The sequence below is a fragment of the Sphingomonas pituitosa NBRC 102491 genome, from assembly GCF_001598435.1.
In the GTDB taxonomy this organism is placed as follows: domain Bacteria; phylum Pseudomonadota; class Alphaproteobacteria; order Sphingomonadales; family Sphingomonadaceae; genus Sphingomonas; species Sphingomonas pituitosa.
Genome location: NZ_BCYY01000016.1, coordinates 1 through 17,565, shown reverse-complemented (window position 1 = coordinate 17,565; position 17,565 = coordinate 1). Strand labels below are relative to the sequence as shown.

At 69.4% G+C, this 17,565-nt stretch carries 16 protein-coding genes and 1 pseudogene; 12 read left to right on the top strand and 5 right to left on the bottom strand.

All coding sequences use genetic code 11. The annotated features are described in order from the left end of the window. Positions 1 to 1,590 (bottom strand): cytochrome ubiquinol oxidase subunit I, encoded by a 1,590-nt coding sequence (locus tag SPI01S_RS13520; RefSeq protein ID WP_066723324.1) that lies wholly within the window; start codon positions 1,588 to 1,590, stop codon positions 1 to 3. Positions 1,591 to 1,708: 118 nt separating this feature from the next. Here SPI01S_RS13520 and SPI01S_RS13515 point away from each other — a divergent pair, with 118 nt between their 5' ends. The 4 genes from SPI01S_RS13515 to SPI01S_RS13500 are packed head-to-tail and all read left to right on the top strand — an operon-like array spanning position 1,709 to position 7,259. Then, positions 1,709 to 3,238 (top strand): ABC transporter ATP-binding protein/permease, encoded by a 1,530-nt coding sequence (locus SPI01S_RS13515; RefSeq protein ID WP_066723322.1) that lies wholly within the window; start codon positions 1,709 to 1,711, stop codon positions 3,236 to 3,238. Further along, complete coding sequence (locus SPI01S_RS13510) at positions 3,235 to 4,815, top strand: ATP-binding cassette domain-containing protein (protein WP_066723321.1); 1,581 nt, start codon at positions 3,235 to 3,237, stop codon at positions 4,813 to 4,815. Before SPI01S_RS13515 ends, SPI01S_RS13510 begins: the two co-directional genes overlap by 4 nt. Positions 4,816 to 4,855: 40 nt before the next feature. Next, positions 4,856 to 5,209: a hypothetical protein gene (locus tag SPI01S_RS13505; protein WP_066723319.1), complete on the top strand. Its 354-nt coding sequence runs from the start codon at positions 4,856 to 4,858 to the stop codon at positions 5,207 to 5,209. Positions 5,210 to 5,267: 58 nt separating this feature from the next. Next, entirely contained in the window at positions 5,268 to 7,259 is a 1,992-nt protein-coding gene (locus SPI01S_RS13500) for a TonB-dependent receptor (RefSeq protein WP_066723316.1), read from the top strand. 141 nt (positions 7,260 to 7,400) lie between these two features. Here the strand turns inward: SPI01S_RS13500 and SPI01S_RS13495 are convergent, their stop codons facing one another. The 4 genes from SPI01S_RS13495 to SPI01S_RS13480 are packed head-to-tail and all read right to left on the bottom strand — an operon-like array spanning position 7,401 to position 9,920. Next, positions 7,401 to 8,408 carry a nucleotidyltransferase domain-containing protein gene (locus SPI01S_RS13495; protein WP_066723314.1) on the bottom strand — a complete coding sequence of 336 codons (1,008 nt, stop codon included), beginning with the start codon at positions 8,406 to 8,408 and terminating at the stop codon, positions 7,401 to 7,403. Next, a complete protein-coding gene (locus SPI01S_RS13490; RefSeq protein WP_066723311.1) occupies positions 8,405 to 9,256 on the bottom strand; it encodes an HprK-related kinase A in 852 nt (283 codons plus the stop codon). Before SPI01S_RS13490 ends, SPI01S_RS13495 begins: the two co-directional genes overlap by 4 nt. Then, a complete protein-coding gene (locus tag SPI01S_RS13485; protein ID WP_066723308.1) occupies positions 9,244 to 9,519 on the bottom strand; it encodes an HPr-rel-A system PqqD family peptide chaperone in 276 nt (91 codons plus the stop codon). The genes SPI01S_RS13490 and SPI01S_RS13485 overlap by 13 nt, the downstream gene beginning before the upstream one ends. 11 nt (positions 9,520 to 9,530) lie before the next feature. Next, positions 9,531 to 9,920, bottom strand: a complete 390-nt coding sequence (locus SPI01S_RS13480) for a hypothetical protein (protein ID WP_066723305.1) — start codon at positions 9,918 to 9,920, stop codon at positions 9,531 to 9,533. Between the two features lie 82 nt (positions 9,921 to 10,002). On the opposite strand from SPI01S_RS13480, the gene SPI01S_RS13475 reads away from it, so the two are divergent. The 8 genes and pseudogenes from SPI01S_RS13475 to SPI01S_RS13440 form a co-directional block, all read left to right on the top strand. Next, positions 10,003 to 11,208, top strand: a complete 1,206-nt coding sequence (locus SPI01S_RS13475; protein ID WP_066723303.1) for a sensor histidine kinase — start codon at positions 10,003 to 10,005, stop codon at positions 11,206 to 11,208. Positions 11,209 to 11,293: 85 nt separating this feature from the next. Further along, positions 11,294 to 12,325, top strand: a complete 1,032-nt coding sequence (locus SPI01S_RS13470; RefSeq protein ID WP_066723301.1) for a substrate-binding domain-containing protein — start codon at positions 11,294 to 11,296, stop codon at positions 12,323 to 12,325. Between the two features lie 40 nt (positions 12,326 to 12,365). Then, the gene (gene pstC / locus SPI01S_RS13465) at positions 12,366 to 13,742 is read left to right on the top strand and encodes a phosphate ABC transporter permease subunit PstC (RefSeq protein WP_066723299.1); all 1,377 of its coding nucleotides are present in this window, start codon (positions 12,366 to 12,368) and stop codon (positions 13,740 to 13,742) included. Then, positions 13,735 to 15,036, top strand: coding sequence for a phosphate ABC transporter permease PstA (gene pstA, locus SPI01S_RS13460; protein WP_066723296.1), 1,302 nt, complete (start codon positions 13,735 to 13,737; stop codon positions 15,034 to 15,036). Before pstC ends, pstA begins: the two co-directional genes overlap by 8 nt. Then, a complete protein-coding gene (gene pstB, locus SPI01S_RS13455; protein ID WP_066723295.1) occupies positions 15,036 to 15,812 on the top strand; it encodes a phosphate ABC transporter ATP-binding protein PstB in 777 nt (258 codons plus the stop codon). The genes pstA and pstB overlap by 1 nt, the downstream gene beginning before the upstream one ends. After that, positions 15,812 to 16,513, top strand: coding sequence for a phosphate signaling complex protein PhoU (phoU, locus tag SPI01S_RS13450; RefSeq protein WP_066723293.1), 702 nt, complete (start codon positions 15,812 to 15,814; stop codon positions 16,511 to 16,513). Before pstB ends, phoU begins: the two co-directional genes overlap by 1 nt. 9 nt (positions 16,514 to 16,522) lie before the next feature. After that, positions 16,523 to 17,215 (top strand): phosphate regulon transcriptional regulator PhoB, encoded by a 693-nt coding sequence (gene phoB / locus SPI01S_RS13445; protein WP_064314091.1) that lies wholly within the window; start codon positions 16,523 to 16,525, stop codon positions 17,213 to 17,215. Positions 17,216 to 17,339: 124 nt separating this feature from the next. Next, positions 17,340 to 17,565 (top strand): annotated as a pseudogene (locus SPI01S_RS13440) (hypothetical protein); the annotation flags it as partial.

Sequence of the window (17,565 nt, the reverse complement as noted above, 5' to 3'; positions counted from 1 at the left end):
TCATTCCGCGGGAACGGCGTGGAGCGGCCGCGGCTCGGGTGCCGGGGGCACCGGGTCGTGGCGGGGTTGCCAGGGCTCGTAGGTCTCGGGCCCGTGCTTGATGCTGGCGAGCATCAGCCGCAGCTCGATCACCGCCATCAGGCCGTAGATCGCGGTGAAGCCGATGATCGTGGTCCACAGCGCCGGCACGGTCAGGCTCGAGGTGGCGAGGAAGGTCGGCAGCACGCCGTCGACCGCCCAGGGCTGGCGCCCCACTTCGGCGACGACCCAGCCGAACTCGATCGCGAGCCAGGGGAGCGGGATCACCCACATCGCCGCGCGCAGGAACCACTTGCGGTGGAAGCGGCGCGTGTTGGCGTAGTAGAGTGCGGCGGCGAAGAAGGCGATGAAGAAGAAGCCGAGCGCCGCCATGCCGCGGAACAGCCAGAACACGGCCGGCACGTTGGGTACGGTCGACCAGGCAGCCCGGTCGATCTGCGCGGGCGTCGCCTGGCGCGGATCGGCGACCCAGCGCTTCAGCAACAGGGCATAGCCCAGGTCGCCCTTGGTCGCTTCGAACTTGCCGCGCGCGGCGAGGTTCTTGCGATCGGTCTTCAGCGTCTGCAGCGCGTCATAGGCGATCAGGCCGTTCTCGATCCGCAGCCGGGCCTTGCCCACCAGCGGATAGATGCCTTCCACCTGGCCGGTCAGGCTGCGCGTGCCGATCAGGCCCAGCACATAGGGCACCTTGACCTGGTACAGCGTCTCGCGACCCTGGTTCGAGGGGAAGCCGAACACGGTGATGCCCGCAGGCGCCGCCTCGGTGTGCCATTCGGCCTCGATCGCGGCCAGCTTCATCTTCTGGTTGTCGGTAAGGGCATAGCCGCTCTCGTCGCCGAGCACGACGACCGACAGCGACGCCGCCAGCCCGAATGCCGCCGCCACCGCGAAGCTGCGCTTGGCGAGTTCCAGATGCCGGCCGCGCAGCAGGTAATAGGCCGAGATGCCGAGCACGAACACGCTGGCGCAGACATAGCCGGCGCTCACCGTGTGCAGGAACTTCGCCTGCGCGACGGGATTGAAGATCACCGCCATGAAGTCGACGACTTCCATGCGCATCGTATCCGCGTTGAACACCGCACCCGCCGGGTGCTGCATCCAGCCGTTCGCCACCAGGATCCACAGCGCCGACAAATTGGTGCCGAGCGCGGTGAGGAAGGTCACCATCAGATGCTGGCGCTTCGACAGGCGATCCCAGCCGAAGAACATCAGGCCGACAAAGGTGGCTTCCAGGAAGAAGGCCATCAGCCCTTCGATCGCCAGCGGTGCACCGAAGATGTCGCCAACATAGTGCGAGTAATAGGACCAGTTGGTCCCGAATTCGAATTCCATCGTCAGCCCGGTGGCGACACCAAGGACGAAGTTGATGCCAAATAACTTGGCCCAGAAACGGGTGATGTCCCTCCATATCGGCCGATCTGTGACGACATAGACGCTTTCCATGATCACGAGGATGAAGGAAAGGCCAAGCGTCAACGGCACGAACAGGAAGTGGTACATCGCTGTCAGCGCGAATTGCAGGCGCGACAGCTCAACGACTGCCATATCCATAATGTTGTCCTCAGCAAAGAGCCGGTGTTCGCGGCCTAGGCTTCGGTTGCGCAACCGCCTATGCGGGATATCCCCTATTCCGTTGCAGGGCCGAAATCGCTTGTACAAATTGTCTCATATGGCTCTTCAAAAACAGGCCGGGTTCGCCTGGATCATCGACTTGGGCGGCGCGGCGCTGTTCGCATGGGGCATCGCCGACGGCGTCGCCGCGGCGGCCGCCGGGCACGCCGCGCCTGCGACTGCATTCGCCGCGATGCTGGGCGGCGGGCTCCTGCGCGCGGCGACCGCCTGGGGCGTGCCGGTGCTGGCGGTGCGCGGCGCGCAGGCGACCACCGCCCCGCTCCGCCACAGCCTGGTCCAGCGTCTGCTCGGCAGCGGCGCCGCGCCGTCGAGCGGGCAGTCGGCGGTGCTCGCGATCGACCATGTCGCCACGATCGAGGGATATGAGACCCGCTTCGTGCCCGCGCGGGTGGCGGCAGCCGCCGCGCCGCTGGTGGCGGTGGGGATCATCGCCTGTGCGAGCCTGGTCGCGGCGAGCATCCTGATCGGCACGCTGGTGCCCTTCGTCTTCGGCATGATCCTCGCCGGCACCGCCGCCAGGCGCGCGTCGGAGCGGCAGCTAGAAGCATTGGGCGACCTGTCCGACCTGTTCGTCGATCGTGTTCGCACCCTGCCGATCGTCCGCCATTTCGGCGCGGAGGAACGGATCGCCCGCCAGGTGGGGGTCGCCACCCGCGAAGTGGCCCGCCGGACGATCGCGGTGCTGCGCGTCGCCTTCCTGTCCAGCGCGGTGCTGGAGTTCTTTTCGGCGCTCGCCGTCGCGCTGGTGGCGGTCTATTGCGGCTTCAGCCTGCTCGGGCTGCTGCCCTTCCCGGATCCCGAAACGCTGACGCTGCGCGAGGCCTTCTTCGCGCTGGCGATGGCGCCCGAATTCTACCTGCCGATGCGCCGGCTGGCTGCGGCCTATCATGACAAGCAGCTGGGCGAGGCCGCGCGCGCGGCGATCGCGGCGGTGCCGGACCTGGCGCCCCCCGCCACGGCCCCCGCCGCCTTTACGGGCGTGGAGGCGCGCGCGGTGGTGATCGCCTGGCCCGGCCGGACGATCGGCCCGGCACGTCTTTCGATCGGCACCACCGGGCTGGTGGCGCTGACCGGCCCCACCGGCAGCGGCAAGACGAGCCTGCTCGCGGCGATCGCCGGACAGATTCCGCCGAGCTCGGGCACGCTCACCGCGCCCGGCGCGGACGCCATCGCCTGGGCGGCCCAGCACCCCCTCATCCTGCCGGGCACGCTCCGCGACAATCTGGTACTGGCCGCGCCGCACGCCGGCGACGCCGCGGTGCGCGCCGCGATCGAGCAAGTGGGCCTCGCCCCGATGCTGGCGCGCCGCGGCGCCGACCTGGACCTGCTGCTCGATCATCGCGGCTCCGGCCTTTCGGGCGGCGAGCGACGGCGCCTGGGGCTTGCGCGCGCGCTGCTCGCCGATCGCCCGCTGCTGCTCGCCGACGAGCCCACCGCCGATCTCGACGATGCCAGCGCCGAGGCGATCACCGCGCTGCTCCGCGCCGTCGCCACCGCGCGCGCGGTGATCGTCGCCACTCATGATCCCCGCCTGATCGCGGCTGCCGATGCCGAGGTGACGCTGTGAATCCCTTCCCCCCCGCCGCCCCGGAACGCCGCACGCTGCGCCAGGCGCTCGCCTGCGCGACCATTGCCGGGCTGGCATCGATCCTGCTGCTGGCGCTGTCCGGCTGGTTCCTGACCGGTGCGGCGATCGCCGGGGCGAGCGGTGCCGCCGCCGTCGTCGCGTTCAACTATCTGATCCCCAGCGCCGCGATTCGCGGGCTCGCCATCCTGCGCACCGGCGGACGCTATGGCGAGCGGCTGCTCTCGCACCAGGCCGCCCTCACCGCGATGGCGGATCTGCGCGGGCGCCTGTTCGGCAAGCTCGCCGCACAGGACAGCCGCACCGCGCCAGACCTGGCGAGCGGCGATGCCAGCGCAAGGCTGATCGGCGACATCGAGGCTCTGGAAGACCTGGTCGTCCGCCGTCCCGGTCGGCCCGCCAGCCTCGCCGCCGCGTGCTTCGCGGTCGCGCTGGTGGCGCTGGCGGGCTGGAAGGCGGCGCTCGCGCTGGCGCTGCTCCTCGCTGCGCTGCCGCCGCTGCTGACCCTCGCCGCGCGCCGCCTTACCACCCGCCCCGCCGCGGAAGCCGCCGACGCGCTGGGCGCGCTGCGCACCGCCTTTGTCGACTATGCCGCCGCCCGGCCCGAGATCATCGCCTATGGCCTCGCCCCGCGCGTGGCGGATAGCATGGCCGCGCTGTCGCGCCCGCTCGACCGCGCCCGCGCGGCGCTCGCGCGCGGCGACGGCGTGGTGGCGGGGTTGCTCGCCGGCTATGGCACGCTCGCGGCGGCCCTGGTGTTTGCGCTGGCCGAAGGCGCCGCGCCGGTGCGCGCGCTGGCCCTGCTTGCCGCGGCCGCTTCGGTAGAGGCGATGGCCGCCTTCGCCCGTACCGCGCTTCGCCAGGCGAGCGTCGAACAGGGCATGGCGAGGCTCGCCACGCTGTCGCAGCTGCCGGAGGAGCTGAACCCTGCGCCCGGCGGCACGGCAGCGGGGCTGCCCATCACGCTCGGCGGCCGGGTGCTGGACCCGGGTGCCCGCATCGCGATCACCGGCGTCTCCGGCACCGGCAAGACGCGACTGATCGAAGCGCTTGCCGGCCTGCGCGCGCCGGTCCATCCGATCGACCTCGGCGGCACCCCGGTCGAGCGATGCCCCGCCGATGCGCTGCGACAGCAATGCGCCCTCGCGCCGCAGGATGCCATGCTGATCGCAGGCTCGATCGCCGACAATCTGCGCATTGCCCGCCCGGGGATCACCGAAGCGGAGATGCACGCCGCGCTGCGCACCGCCTGCCTGGATACGACCGTCGCAGGGATGCCCGCCGGGCTGGAGACGCCGATCGCCGAAGCCGGCGGTACGCTGTCGGGCGGCGAGCGCAAGCGGCTGTCGCTTGCCCGCGCGCTGCTCGCCCGCCGCCCGTGGCTGCTGCTTGACGAACCGAGCGAAGGCCTGGACGCGGCGACCGAGGCAGCGCTGGTCGCCCGGCTGCGCGACTGGCTGGACACGACGGGAACCGGCCTGCTCCTCGTCTCGCACCGGCACGCGCCGCTGGCGCTGGCCACCGCCCGCATCGACATCGCCGCCCTCGCACGCCGATGATATATTGAAACATACACTGCGCTGCAGTAGGGCAGCGGGAATGCGCCTGTTCCGCGTACCCGATCTCCTCGTCCGGTTGCTGCCGGCGCTGCTGCTGACCTTCGCGCTGTGCTGGCAGGCGGGGATCGTTCGCGCGCATGTGCACGCAGCGCCTGGCTGGTCCGTGGCGACGCAAGCACACCATGCGCCCAGGCAGAACGACGACGATCCGGCTTGCCCGCTCTGCGACGAGGGTGCGACGGCTGCGGCCTATCTGGCGTCGCTGCCGCCTGCGCTCAGCCCTCCCGCCCCCGCCATGGAATGGCGCGCGGTCGCCGCCGCCGCCCCGGCGCACCGCCTGCTCCGCTCGCACGCCTGGCGCAGCCGCGCGCCCCCCGCACTCCGCACCGCCTGAAGACGATTCGCGCCGCGATCATCCGCGGCGCGCCCCAGGTTCACGGAGGTTTTTTCCCATGCGTACTGCCCTTCTCGCGGGCGCGGCTGTCGTCGCGTTCGCGCCCCATGCCTTTGCCGATCCCGATCCCCAGACGAACGACAAGAACGTCATCATCATCACGGCGGCGCCCTATGCCGTGGCGAGCGACGAGGTGCCGACCATCGTCACCCATGTCGATCGCGACCAGATCCTGCGCAGCGGCGGCGCCAGCATCAGCGACGCACTGGCGCAGGAGCCCGGCATCGCCGCGACGACCTTCGCCAACGGCGCCAGCCGGCCGATCATCCGCGGCATGGACGCCACCCGCGTCCGCATCCTGGAGAACGGCGCCAGCAGCTCCGACGTGTCCGACATCGGTCCCGACCACGGCATCCCGGTCGACCCTTTTTCGGCGCAGAGCATCGAAGTGGTCCGCGGCGCCGGCACGCTGCGCTATGGCAGCCAGGCAATCGGCGGCGTGGTCAACGTGATCAACAACCGCGTGCCGATGAAGCTGCCGAGCGCGACGATCTCGGGCGAGGCGGTGGGCAGCTACGGCACCGTTTCCAACATGGGGGAAGGCGGCGCGCTAGTCGATGCCAAGCTCGGTGCGATCGCGCTCCACGCCGACGGCTTCTATCGCGATGCCGGCGATTATGACACGCCGCTCGGCACCCAGCAGAACTCGTTCTTCCGCGGCCACGGAGCCTCGGTCGGCGGCTCCTATTTCTTCGGCGGGAACGATGCGAGCCATGTCGGCCTGTCGGTCAGCCAGTACAACTCGAAATACGGCATCCCCAGCGACACCACCTATATCGACATGCGCCAGACCAAGGTGATGAGCCGCGACGTGTTCGCGGTCGACGCCGGCCCGCTCAAGACGATCAACCTCGATGCCAGCTATGCCGACTATACGCATGACGAGAAGGAGCCGGACGGGACGATCGACACGACGTTCCGCAACAAGGAATTCGACGGGCACCTCGAATTCCTGCTGAACCCGCTGGGCCCGATCCGCAACTCGGCGATCGGCTTCGAGCTGCAGAACCGCAAGTTCTCGGCGATCGGCGCCGACAGCAGCTACCTGTTCCCCACCACCACCCAGAGCGAGGCGGCGTACCTCTTCACCGAAGTGCCGCTGACCGACATCCTCCACCTCCAGGCGAGCGGCCGCGTGGAGCATGTCCGCACGGAAGGCACGCCGGCGTCCAACCTGTTCACCAGCCGCGACTATACCCCGGTCAGCGGCGCGATCGGCGCGCTGCTCGACGTGGGGGCACATGTGAAGCTCGGCTTCACCGGCTCCAGCACCGGCCGTGCGCCCGCGATCACCGAACTGTTCGCACGCGGCGGCCATGATGGGCCGAACACGTTCGAGACCGGCGATCCGAACCTGAAGATCGAGCGCGCCAATTCGCTCGAGGCAACGGTGCGGGTGAACCTGGATCGCTTCCACTTCGACGGCAGCGCCTATTCGACCTGGTTCGACAACTATATCTATGGCGACCTGACGGGGCGCACCTGCGACGACGACGGCACCTGCGCGGTGGGCGGCGACGGCGACCTGAAGGAGCTGAACTATCGCCAGCAGGGCGCGCACTTCCGCGGCCTCGAAGGCAAGGCGAGCTACGACCTGTTCCACCAGCAGTACAGCACGCTGCAGCTGACCGCGCTGGCCGACTATACCCGCGCGACGCTGGACAGCGGCGGCAATGTGCCGCGCATCCCGCCCTATCGCCTGGGCGGCGGCGTCAACTGGCTGAGCCCGACGCTGGATGGCGCCGTGCAGTTCGTCCATGCCGGCAAGCAGACCAGGTTCGGCGCGTTCGACACCGAGACGCCGGGGTACAACAACCTCAACGCACAGATCGCGTGGCGTCCGTTCAAGTCGCTGCCGGGGATCGAGTTCGCGATCATCGGCCAGAACCTGACCGACGAGGTGCAGCGCAACGCCGCCTCGCTCAACAAGGATCTGGTGATCCAGCCCGGCCGCAACGTCCGGTTCATGGTGAAGGTCGCGACCTTCTGATCTCGCGGGACGGGCGGCCGGATCCCGGATCCGCCGCCCGTCCTGCCCCCCAGGGCGCCGGAACCCTCGAACCTCTCGGGTCGCACAACAACCAAGCCGGCGAGGAACCGGATCCGGCGCCCACCCCGCGATCGGCCGTGCTCAAGCCGGCCGGTAGCCCTTGCGCCACTTGGTCCAGAGATGCCGCGCAAGCATTGCGGGCGGCATCCGCAACAGGTGCGAGCGGATATAGAAGCCCAGCTGCACCGCCTTGCGGGTCGAACGGCCCCATGCATCCCGCGCCGTCAGCCGGCGGTGGAACAGCGGATCGAGCGCGTCCCAGCCCTGCCATTTCGGCGGCGCCTCGGTGCCGTAGAGCCGCACCGACTGCCGGACGGCGCGCGCCATCGCGGCGCCGAGCCCGTGCTGCGCCGCGCGCTCGGCCAGCCCGTCGAAGCCGAACTCGCCGAGCAGGCAATGGATGTCCCACAGGTTGCGCATGCCCCCCGCCAGATCCCCGTCCGCGAACAGATGCGCGGCGGCGTGGCACAGCATGTCCTGGGCCCCAAGCATGCGCAGGCCGTTCCCCAGCGCCACGCTGTCCGCCAGCAGCGCCGCCGCATCCGGGCGGATGCGCGCGGTGAGCGGCAGGATCGTGTGGTGGACGTCGATCATCTTGTCGCGGTCGCGGTGGATCAGCGGCGGCAGCTCGTGCATCCAGCGGCGGTAATAGGCATCGTCATAGGGATCGGGCTTCACCCATTCCCAGCTGGCGGCGAGCAGCGCGGCCTCGACCGCCGCCATCGCATCGCGGGGCACGAGAATGTCGAGATCGCCGATCACCCGCCCGACCGAGGGGGACAGCCCGGCGGCGGCATAGGCCGTGCCCTTCAGCAGCACCACCGGCACGTCCAGCTCGGCGAGCGCCCGCCGCGCCATTTCGGCTTCCCACAAGGCAGCCGTGCGTCCCTGCTCGGCCGAGACGATGGCATCCGCCACCAGCTGCGCCGCCGCTTCCGGCATCGGCAGCCCGGCAATGCGGTGCGCCAGCGTGCCCGCCAGCTGCTCGGCGCGGGCGACCGCCCAGAGCGCGTTCCAGTCCGGCGCGGCGAGGTCCGCGATCGTCGCCGGATCGCGCAGCACCCCGGCGAGCAGCAGCGCCGGATTCATGCCAGCGCCTCCACCATCGCGAGCGCCGTCGCTGCATCGGGATAATCGATCGCCCGCGCGGGCACCGTCTGCACCAGCCGGGTCAGCGCCTCGAACCCGCGCTCGGCGAGCGCCACATAGTTGGTGGAGGATTGGGTGAGCCGCACGAAGGCCTCGCTCGGCAGCACCGGCCGCTCGGCTGGCTCGAAGCCGAAGCGGGGGAACAGGATCAGGCTGGGCTCGGCGGGTACTTCCATCGCGGCGATGGCGCGCGCATCGGGCACCAGGTGGCGGATCGCACCCTTGGGCGTGCCTTGCAGCAGCGGGCCGAAGCGCGCACCGGGGAGCGCCTGCGTCACCACGTCGATCGCCTCGTTCTTCAGGCTGACCAGTCGGGGAAAGGCATGGGCGAGGCCGGTCGCGCAGTCGATCAGCGCGAACTCGTCGCCCATCAGCCGCCAGCCGCGCGCCATCAGCAGCGCCGCGAGCGTCGACTTGCCCGCCCCGGAGATGCCGGTCATCAGCACCGCGCGGCCGTTCCGCTCGACCATCGAGGCATGGAGCAGCAGGTAGCGCCGCAGCCCCAGCGCCATCTGCAGGTTCATCCCCATCTCGGCGGCGAGCAGCCCCTGGGCCAGCGGCAGCGGCGCGGCATCGGGAATCACGAAGTCGCCGGCGATGTGCACCGAGGGGCGCAGCACCCGCCGCCAGGGTCGCGCGGCGAAGAGGTGAACGTTGAAATCGGCGATGTCGTCCCGGGGGCCGGGATAGTCGCGGTACAGCTCGTCCAGCGCCGCGATCGGCCGCCGCCAGTGGCTGCCGATGCGGAAGCCTATGGGTCCGATCCGCAGCAGCTTCAGATGGCGCATGTCCGCTCCACCAGGCCGGCCGCGACCAGTTCGTCGAGCCGTACCGCCAGGGCGGCCGGATCGGGATCGGCAAGGTCGAAACGCTCGGCCAGTATCCCTAGCAGCCCGCCCACGTCGCGCGGGCCTTCGCCGAGGATGTCGAGGATCTCCGGCACCGGCGCATCGACGATGTGGGTGATGCCCGACGCGCGGTGGTAGACGAGCGTCAGCGAATCCAGCGGCACGATGCGCAGGGTCGCAGGATCGGCGGCGCGATAGAACACCGCCCCCCGCCTCAGCCGCGCGGCATCTGCAGCGAGGCGAAGCAGGTGAAGCCGCTGGTCCCGCGCTGCAGCCGGCGGATATAGTTGGTATAGGCGCGGCTGGCCTGCGGATCGGTGCCGGGCAGCGTACCGCCGTTCAGCGCCCGCTTCACGTCCTGCGCCTTGAAGTTGCGCCCCGGTGCCGGAAAGGCGCCAGGCGTGCGTGCCGGCACCACCCTGCCGTCGGGCGCGATATAGCTGCCCGCGCGGCCCGGATCGGTCACCGGAATCTCGCACTGCATCACCGAGGCGCTGGTCTGTGCCAGCGCCGGGCGGATGGAGACGATCGCTGCAGCACTTGCCGCGCCCAGCATCAGCGCACGCCGCCGGGTCGGCTGTTCTTCGGGTTCGGGATCGTCCATCGCCTTCTTCTTCTGCGCCCGCGCCCATTTCGCAATCGTAAATACGGGCTCGTCTTGGGACGATCGCGCGCTAGAAGGCACCATGCTTTCGGCCCATGGCTCCCGAATCGTCCTCGCACTGGGCGTCGCCGCCCTTTCGGCGCTGGTGGGCTTCCTGCTCAACGGGGACCTGCAGGTGGCGCTGGTGCTGCTGGTCGGCGGGTTCGCCGCCGTGCTGGTCGTCGGCATCGGCGGCGATCCGGCACCGCCCCGGCGCGACGATACCGCCGCCGCCGATCGCGATCCGGCATTCGGCGAAGTGATCGAGGCCATCGCCGAGCCGGTACTGGTGATCGCCGCCACCCGCGTGATCGCCGCCAACGCCGCCGCCCGCGCGCTGCTCGGCGAGCATATCCTCGGCGAGGACGTGCGCCTGGCGATCCGCCACCCTGCCGCCGCCGAACGCCTGCTCGATCCCGGCGAGGACCATAGCGCCCCCATCCACCTCGTCGGCCTGGGCACGCGCGAGCAGCGCTGGGAAATGCGCGTCCGCACGCTGGAGACCGGCGAGCGTGTCGTCCACCTGGTCGACCGCACGGGCAGCTACACCGCCGACCGGATGCGCGTCGACTTCGTCGCCAACGCCAGCCACGAGCTGCGCACGCCGCTGGCCTCGCTGCTCGGCTATGTCGAGACGCTGGCCGACGGTGCCGGCGAGGAGCCGGAGATTCGCGCACGCTTCCTCAAGATCATGCACGACGAGGCGCGGCGCATGGACCGGCTGATCAGCGACCTGATCTCGCTGAGCCGGATCGAGGCCGAGAAATATCGCGCCCCGGCAGAATCGGTGCAGCTGGCCGACCTCATCCCGCAGGTCTGCGCCGAACTTTCGGGCAGCCCCCGTGCCGCCGATCTGGTGACCGAGATCGAAGCCGTGCCGCCGGTACGCGGCGACCGCACCCAGCTGAGCCAGCTGCTCCACAACCTGATCGGCAACGCGATGAAATACGGCCGCGCCGGCACGCCGGTCACCGTGTCGCTGCGCAGCGAGGGGGATACGATGGTGCGCTTCGCCGTGGTCGACCAGGGAGAAGGCGTTCCGGCGGAGCATATTCCGCGCCTTACCGAACGCTTCTATCGTGTCGATTCGGGACGCAGCCGCTCGCTGGGCGGCACCGGCCTCGGCCTCGCGATCGTCAAGCATGTGGTGGAGCGCCACCGGGGCCGGATGGACATCGCCTCCACGGTGGGGGTCGGCACCACGGTCGCGGTCCGGCTGCCGATCGAACCCATTGTCATAAAGTCGTAACGCGATTGCCGGATGGGCAGTGCGCGGGGCAAAGCGCAGACTCCGTAATCCAAATACCGCCATCCTCGGGGAGCACAAAGTGACGATGCTGGGTCGTCTAGCGCTGATCGCCTTCGGCACGCTCGCCCTTTCGGCGTGCGACGGCAGTGCTACGCGTGAAATCCGCGTCGTCGGGTCCTCCACCGTCTACCCCTTCACGACGGCCGTGGCCGAGGCGTTCGTCAACGCGCGCAGCAGCCGCAAGGCGCCGGTGGTGGAATCGATCGGCAGCGGCGCCGGCATCCGCCGCTTCTGCGAGGGCGTGGGCGCGCAGTTCCCGGACATCGCCAACGCCTCGCGCCGGATGACGCGCAGGGAATATGATCGCTGCGAGGCCAACCAGGTCGGCGAGATCCTGGAAATCGTCATCGGCCTGGACGGCGTGGCGCTCGCCGAATCCAACCAGGGGCCGAAGCTGCAGCTGAGCAAGCGCGACGTCTATCTGGCGCTGGCGGCCAACCCGATGGGCAAGCCCAACACCGCGCGCACCTGGCGCGACGTGAACCCTAGCCTTCCTGCCATTCCGATCCTGGTGATGGGACCGCCCTCGACCAGCGGCACCCGCGATGCGTTCGTCGAACTGATGCTCGCCCCCGGCTGCCTGGAGGCCGATCCGAATGCCGCGAAACTGAAGGCCGAGGCCGATCCGGCGCACTATGACGCCGAATGCCGCCGCATTCGCGACGACGGCCCCTATGTCGACAAGGGCGAGAACGACAATCTGATCGTCCAGGGGCTGGCGCAGAACCCCAATGCACTGGGCATCTTCGGCTATTCCTATCTCGAAGAGAACCAGAACCGCCTGCACGGCGTACCGGTCGAAGGCGTGGCGCCCAGCTATGCGTCGATCGCCGACGGCCGCTATCCGGGCGCCCGCCCGCTCTATCTCTACGTAAAGAAACGGCACCTCAAGGCCGTGCCGGGGCTGAAGGACTTCCTCGCCCTGTACGCCACGCTCTGGGGCCCTACGGGCCCGCTGGTGAAGCGCGGCCTCATCGCCGCGCCCGAAGCGATGCGGGCCGAAATGGCGAAGCGCGTGGCGGACCTGACCCCGCTCGATCCGGCCGTGCTCAAGTGATCCCCGTCCTCGCCCCCCGTTCCGCCGAGTTGCTCCGCCCGTGAACCCTTTCGCGCTTTCGTTTGTGATCCTGGGCCTGGGCCTGATCGGCTGGCTGACGGCGCGGGCGCGTGCGCTGCGGTTCGATCGCGGCGGCGCCAAGCGGCTCCACTCGCTGCCGGCGCAGCATGGCTGGTTCGTCGCCATGTGGACGGTGCTGCCGCCGCTGCTGTTCCTGGTCGTGTGGTCGGCGGTCAGCCCCGGCCTCGTTCGCCAGACGGTGCTGCAGAGCCCCACCGCCGCCGGCCTGTCCGACTTCGCCTTCGAACGCGACTCGGTGCTCGCCCAGGCGCGCGAGGTCGCAAAGAACCCGTACGACACCGAAGCCGATCCGCTGGCGCGGCAGCTCGCCCCGGTCGTGCGCGCGGCGCGCAACCGCTATGCCTGGACCGGTACGGCGGCGGCGGCGCTGCTCGCCTTTGCCGGCGCCGCCTTCGCGCTCAGCCGTATCCGCCCCGATTTCCGCGCGCGCTCCAAGGTGGAGCGCACGCTGATGATGGGGCTGCTGGTCGCCTCGCTGATCGCGATCTTCACCACCATCGGCATCTTCGCCTCGCTCTTCTGGGAATCGACCCGCTTCTTCAGCCAGGTGCCGATCACCCAGTTCCTGTTCGGCACGCATTGGAGCCCGCAGGTGATCGATGCGAAGGACCCCGGCGCGTCGCTGGGCGCGGTGCCGCTGTTCTGGGGTACCTTCTTCATCGGCGCGGTGATCGCGATGCTGGTCGCCATTCCGTTCGGGTTGATGAGCGCGGTGTACCTCACTCAATATGCCTCCGCGACCACGCGCCGCTGGATGAAGCCGACGCTGGAGATGCTCGCCGGCGTGCCCACCGTCGTCTACGGCTATTTCGCTGCGCTGACCGTGGCGCCGGCCGTGCGCAAGCTGGCGGTGCTGCTCGGCGATCCCTTCGCCTCGTCGGAAAGCGCGCTCGCAGCGGGCCTGGTGATGGGCGTGATGATCATCCCGTTCGTGTCCTCGATGGCCGATGATTCGCTCGCCGCCGTGCCCACCGCGATGCGCGACGGCAGCCTGGCGATGGGCGCCACCACCAGCGAGACGATCTCGCGCGTGCTCGTGCCCGCGGCGCTTCCGGGCGTGGTGGCGGGCGTGCTTCTCGCGGTCAGCCGCGCGATCGGCGAGACGATGATCGTGGTGATGGCCGCCTCCGGCGCGGCGACGATCACGCTCAACCCGCTGCAGAGCGCGACCACCGTCACCAAGCAGATCGTCGACCTGCTGACCGGCGAGGCCGAGTTCGACAGCCCCAAGACGCTGGCCGCGTTCGCGCTGGGCCTCACCCTGTTCGTGATCACCCTGCTGCTCAACATCGTCGCGCTGCGCGTCGTGAAGAAGTATCGCGAAGCCTATGAGTAAGCCCGCCGCCCCCCCGAGCGAACGCCGGCCGACCGACTGGAAGGGCGCGGCGATGCAGAAGCGCATCCGCCGCCGCTACGCGGCCGAGCGGCGCTTTCGCGTGCTGGGCGCCGGTGCGGTCATCCTGTCCGCCGCGTTCCTCGGTTTCCTGCTGCTGACCATGGTAGCGCAGGGCTGGCGCGGCTTCACCGTCACCGAACTGGCACTGCCGATCGACCTGAGGGCCGACGGCCTGAAGATCGAGCGACGCCAGCTTGCCACGCCTGCCGCAGATTTGGCGCTGGCCAGTGCCGGCCTGGAGGACGTGGTGCAGAATGCCGCGGTCCGCGCCTTCGGCCCCGAGGGCGACGGCTACCTCGCGCCCAGCGCCTGGCTGGCGGTGCGCACCGCGGTGAAGCGCGATCCCTCGCTGCTGGAGCGCCGCGCGACGGTCTATGTCCCCGCCGCCACCGGCTTCGACCAGGCGCTGGCAGGCGAGGGCGATCCGGCGATGGAAGCCGGCGTCGCGCGGCTGCAGAAGCTGGGCGCGATCTCCCGCGGGTTCAACTGGGCATTTCTGCGCGAGTCCGACTCCACCGATCCGGTGGCGGTCGGCATCTGGGGGGCACTCAAGGGCTCGCTGCTCACCATGGCGATCACCTTCCTGATCGCGTTTCCGGTGGGTGTACTATCGGCCATCTATCTCGAGGAATATGCGCCGAAGAACCGCTGGACCGATCTGATCGAGGTTTCGATCAACAACCTTGCGGCAGTGCCTTCGATCATCTTCGGCCTGCTCGGCCTCGCGGTGTTCCTCGGCACCTGGCAGATCGGCGGGCATGTCTATGGCCCGATGCTGCCGCGCTCGGCGCCTTTGGTCGGCGGCGTGACGCTGGCGCTGATGATCATGCCGGTGATCGTCATCGCCAGCCGCAACGCGATCAAGGGCGTGCCGCCCTCGATCCGCGACGCCGCGCTCGGCATCGGCGCGAGCCCGATCCAGGTGGTGTTCCACCATGTCCTGCCGCTGGCGATGCCCGGCATCCTCACCGGCACGATCATCGGCATGGCCCGCGCGCTGGGCGAGACCGCGCCGCTGCTGCTGATCGGCATGCGCGCCTTCATCGTCACCGCGCCCGGCGGCTTCACCGACCCCTCCACGGTGCTGCCGGTGCAGATCTTCCTGTGGTCCGACGAAGTCAGCCGCGGTTTTGTCGAGAAGACGAGCGCCGCGATCCTGGTGCTGCTCGCCGTGCTGCTCGCGATGAACGGGCTCGCCATCTACCTTCGCAACAAGTTCGAGACCCGCTGGTAATGACCGTCGCCTCCCCCGCCCCCCACAAGATGTCGGCCCGCGGCGTCAGCGTCTCCTATGGCGACAAGCAGGCCGTGAAGGACGTCTCGATCGACGTCGACATGGACAAGGTGACTGCGTTCATCGGCCCGTCGGGCTGCGGCAAGTCCACCTTCCTGCGCACCTTCAACCGGATGAACGACACCATCGCCAGCGCGCGGGTGACCGGCGAGATCACGCTGGACGGCGAGGACATCTACTCGCCGGACATGGACGTGGTGCAACTGCGCGCCCGCGTCGGCATGGTGTTCCAGAAGCCGAACCCGTTCCCCAAGTCGATCTTCGAGAATGTCGCCTATGGCCCGCGCATCCATGGCCTCGCCTCCTCCAAGACGGATCTCGAAGGCATCGTCGAACGCTCGCTGAAGCGCGCCGGGCTGTGGGACGAAGTGAAGGATCGCCTGTCCGACAGCGGCACCGCGCTTTCGGGCGGCCAGCAACAGCGGCTGTGCATCGCCCGCGCGATCGCCGTGGACCCGGAAGTGATCCTGATGGACGAGCCCGCCAGCGCGCTCGACCCGATCGCCACCGCCAAGATCGAGGAGCTGATCCACGAGCTGCGCGGCCGCTACGCCATCGTGATCGTCACCCACAACATGCAGCAGGCGGCACGCGTCTCGCAGCGCACCGCTTTCTTCCATCTCGGCCAGCTGGTCGAATATGGTGAGACCGACAACATCTTCACCGCCCCCCGCGAGGAGCGGACGAAGGACTATATCACCGGAAGGTACGGCTGATGGCAGGGCCTCAGGAACATACGGTCAAGGCGTTCGACCAGGACATCAGCCAGCTGCGCGCGCTGATCTCGCAGATGGGCGGCCTTGCCGAACAGGCGATCTACGACGCGATGAAGGCGCTGCAGCGCGGCGACCTCGCGCTCGCCAAGACGGTGCGCAAGAAGGACAAGCAGATCGATGCGATCGAGGCGGAGCTGGAAAAGCTGATCGTCCGCGTCATCGCGCTGCGCGCCCCGATGGCGGACGACCTGCGCGAGGTGATCGCCGCGCTGAAGATCGCCGCGGTGATCGAGCGGATCGGCGATTATGCCAAGAACATCGCCAAGCGCGTGCCGATGATTCATGCCGAGGGCGAGGAGCGGATCGAGGCGGTGTCGATCCTGCCCGCGATGGGCCAGCTCGCCGCCGACATGGTGCGGGCCGCGCTCGATGCCTTCTCCGCGCGCGACGCCGTGGCTGCCGCCGAGGTGCATGCCAGCGACACTGCGCTCGACGATTTCTACGATTCGATCTTCCGTACGCTGGTGACCTTCATGGTCGAGAATCCGCGCACGATCAGCCAGGTCGCGCACCTGCTGTTCGTCGCGAAGAATCTGGAGAGGATCGGCGACCACGCAACCAACGTCGCCGAAATGGTCTATTTTGCCGCGACCGGGCAGTATCTCGCCGAAGCGGAAGCCGGCGAAAGCAGCGGGAGCTGAGGGGAACATATGGCACGGGTCAAAATGCTGCTGGTGGAAGACGATGCCGCGATCGCGGAGCTCGTCACCTGGCATTTCAAGCGCGAAGACTATGAAGTGAAGCACACCCCCGACGGCGAGGAAGCACTGCTGCTCGCCAAGGAGGCGACGCCGGACATCGTGCTGCTCGACTGGATGGTCGAGGGGCTGTCCGGCATCGAGGTATGCCGCCGCCTGCGCCGCATGCCGGAAACGGCCAATGTGCCGATCATCATGCTCACCGCGCGCGGCGAAGAGGAAGATCGGGTGCGCGGGCTGGAGACCGGCGCCGACGACTACGTCACCAAGCCCTTTTCGCCGCGCGAACTGGTCGCGCGCGTCGGCGCGGTGCTGCGCCGCGTGCGCCCGGCGCTGGCGGGCGAGGCCCTCACCTATTCGGACATCGAGATGGACACGGTGGGCCACAAGGTCCGCCGCGGCGGCGAGGTGATCCAGCTGGGGCCGACCGAATTCCGGCTGCTCAAGCATTTCCTCGAGCATCCCGGCTGGGTGTTCTCGCGCGAGCGGCTGCTCGATGCGGTGTGGGGGCATGACAGCGACATCGAATCGCGCACCGTCGACGTCCATATCCGCCGCCTGCGCAAGGCGATCAACAAGGGCAACCGGCCGGACATCATCCGCACGGTGCGCTCGGCCGGCTACGCGCTCGACGCCGGCAACTGAGCCGAAATCGGGCGCGGCGGCGTGTCGTCGCCGCGCCCTGCCTCCCTCTTCCCGGAAACCTGGTTGCAACAATCCGCCGCGGCGGACGTTCGCATCTCGTCTTTCATGAAGAAGGAGACACAAGATGAAGTGGATGCTTCTCGCCTCGGCGGTCGCCCTCAGCGGCACCGCCATCGCCCAGGACATGCCGGCGCAGCAGACGACGCCGGGCCAGACCCAGACCCAGCCGGCGCCCCAGACCGCACCGATGCCCGGCGAGTCGACGCCGCAGACCGACCCGGCTGCCCCCGCCCCCGCGCCGATGCCCGGCACGACCGGCGCCGGTGAGGCCACGCCGCCCCCGCCGCCCC

What these genes read in the sequence shown, in the direction of transcription:
- SPI01S_RS13480 (WP_066723305.1), bottom strand. Translation starts at nt 9,920, where the DNA reads ATGGACGATCCCGAACCCGAAGAACAGCCGACCCGGCGGCGTGCGCTG.
- SPI01S_RS13515 (WP_066723322.1), top strand. Translation starts at nt 1,709, where the DNA reads ATGGCTCTTCAAAAACAGGCCGGGTTCGCCTGGATCATCGACTTGGGC.
- phoU (WP_066723293.1), top strand. Translation starts at nt 15,812, where the DNA reads ATGGCAGGGCCTCAGGAACATACGGTCAAGGCGTTCGACCAGGACATC.
- SPI01S_RS13520 (WP_066723324.1), bottom strand. Translation starts at nt 1,590, where the DNA reads ATGGATATGGCAGTCGTTGAGCTGTCGCGCCTGCAATTCGCGCTGACA.
- SPI01S_RS13470 (WP_066723301.1), top strand. Translation starts at nt 11,294, where the DNA reads ATGCTGGGTCGTCTAGCGCTGATCGCCTTCGGCACGCTCGCCCTTTCG.
- SPI01S_RS13495 (WP_066723314.1), bottom strand. Translation starts at nt 8,408, where the DNA reads ATGAATCCGGCGCTGCTGCTCGCCGGGGTGCTGCGCGATCCGGCGACG.
- SPI01S_RS13505 (WP_066723319.1), top strand. Translation starts at nt 4,856, where the DNA reads ATGCGCCTGTTCCGCGTACCCGATCTCCTCGTCCGGTTGCTGCCGGCG.
- SPI01S_RS13490 (WP_066723311.1), bottom strand. Translation starts at nt 9,256, where the DNA reads ATGCGCCATCTGAAGCTGCTGCGGATCGGACCCATAGGCTTCCGCATC.
- SPI01S_RS13475 (WP_066723303.1), top strand. Translation starts at nt 10,003, where the DNA reads ATGCTTTCGGCCCATGGCTCCCGAATCGTCCTCGCACTGGGCGTCGCC.
- phoB (WP_064314091.1), top strand. Translation starts at nt 16,523, where the DNA reads ATGGCACGGGTCAAAATGCTGCTGGTGGAAGACGATGCCGCGATCGCG.
- pstB (WP_066723295.1), top strand. Translation starts at nt 15,036, where the DNA reads ATGACCGTCGCCTCCCCCGCCCCCCACAAGATGTCGGCCCGCGGCGTC.
- pstA (WP_066723296.1), top strand. Translation starts at nt 13,735, where the DNA reads ATGAGTAAGCCCGCCGCCCCCCCGAGCGAACGCCGGCCGACCGACTGG.
- SPI01S_RS13500 (WP_066723316.1), top strand. Translation starts at nt 5,268, where the DNA reads ATGCGTACTGCCCTTCTCGCGGGCGCGGCTGTCGTCGCGTTCGCGCCC.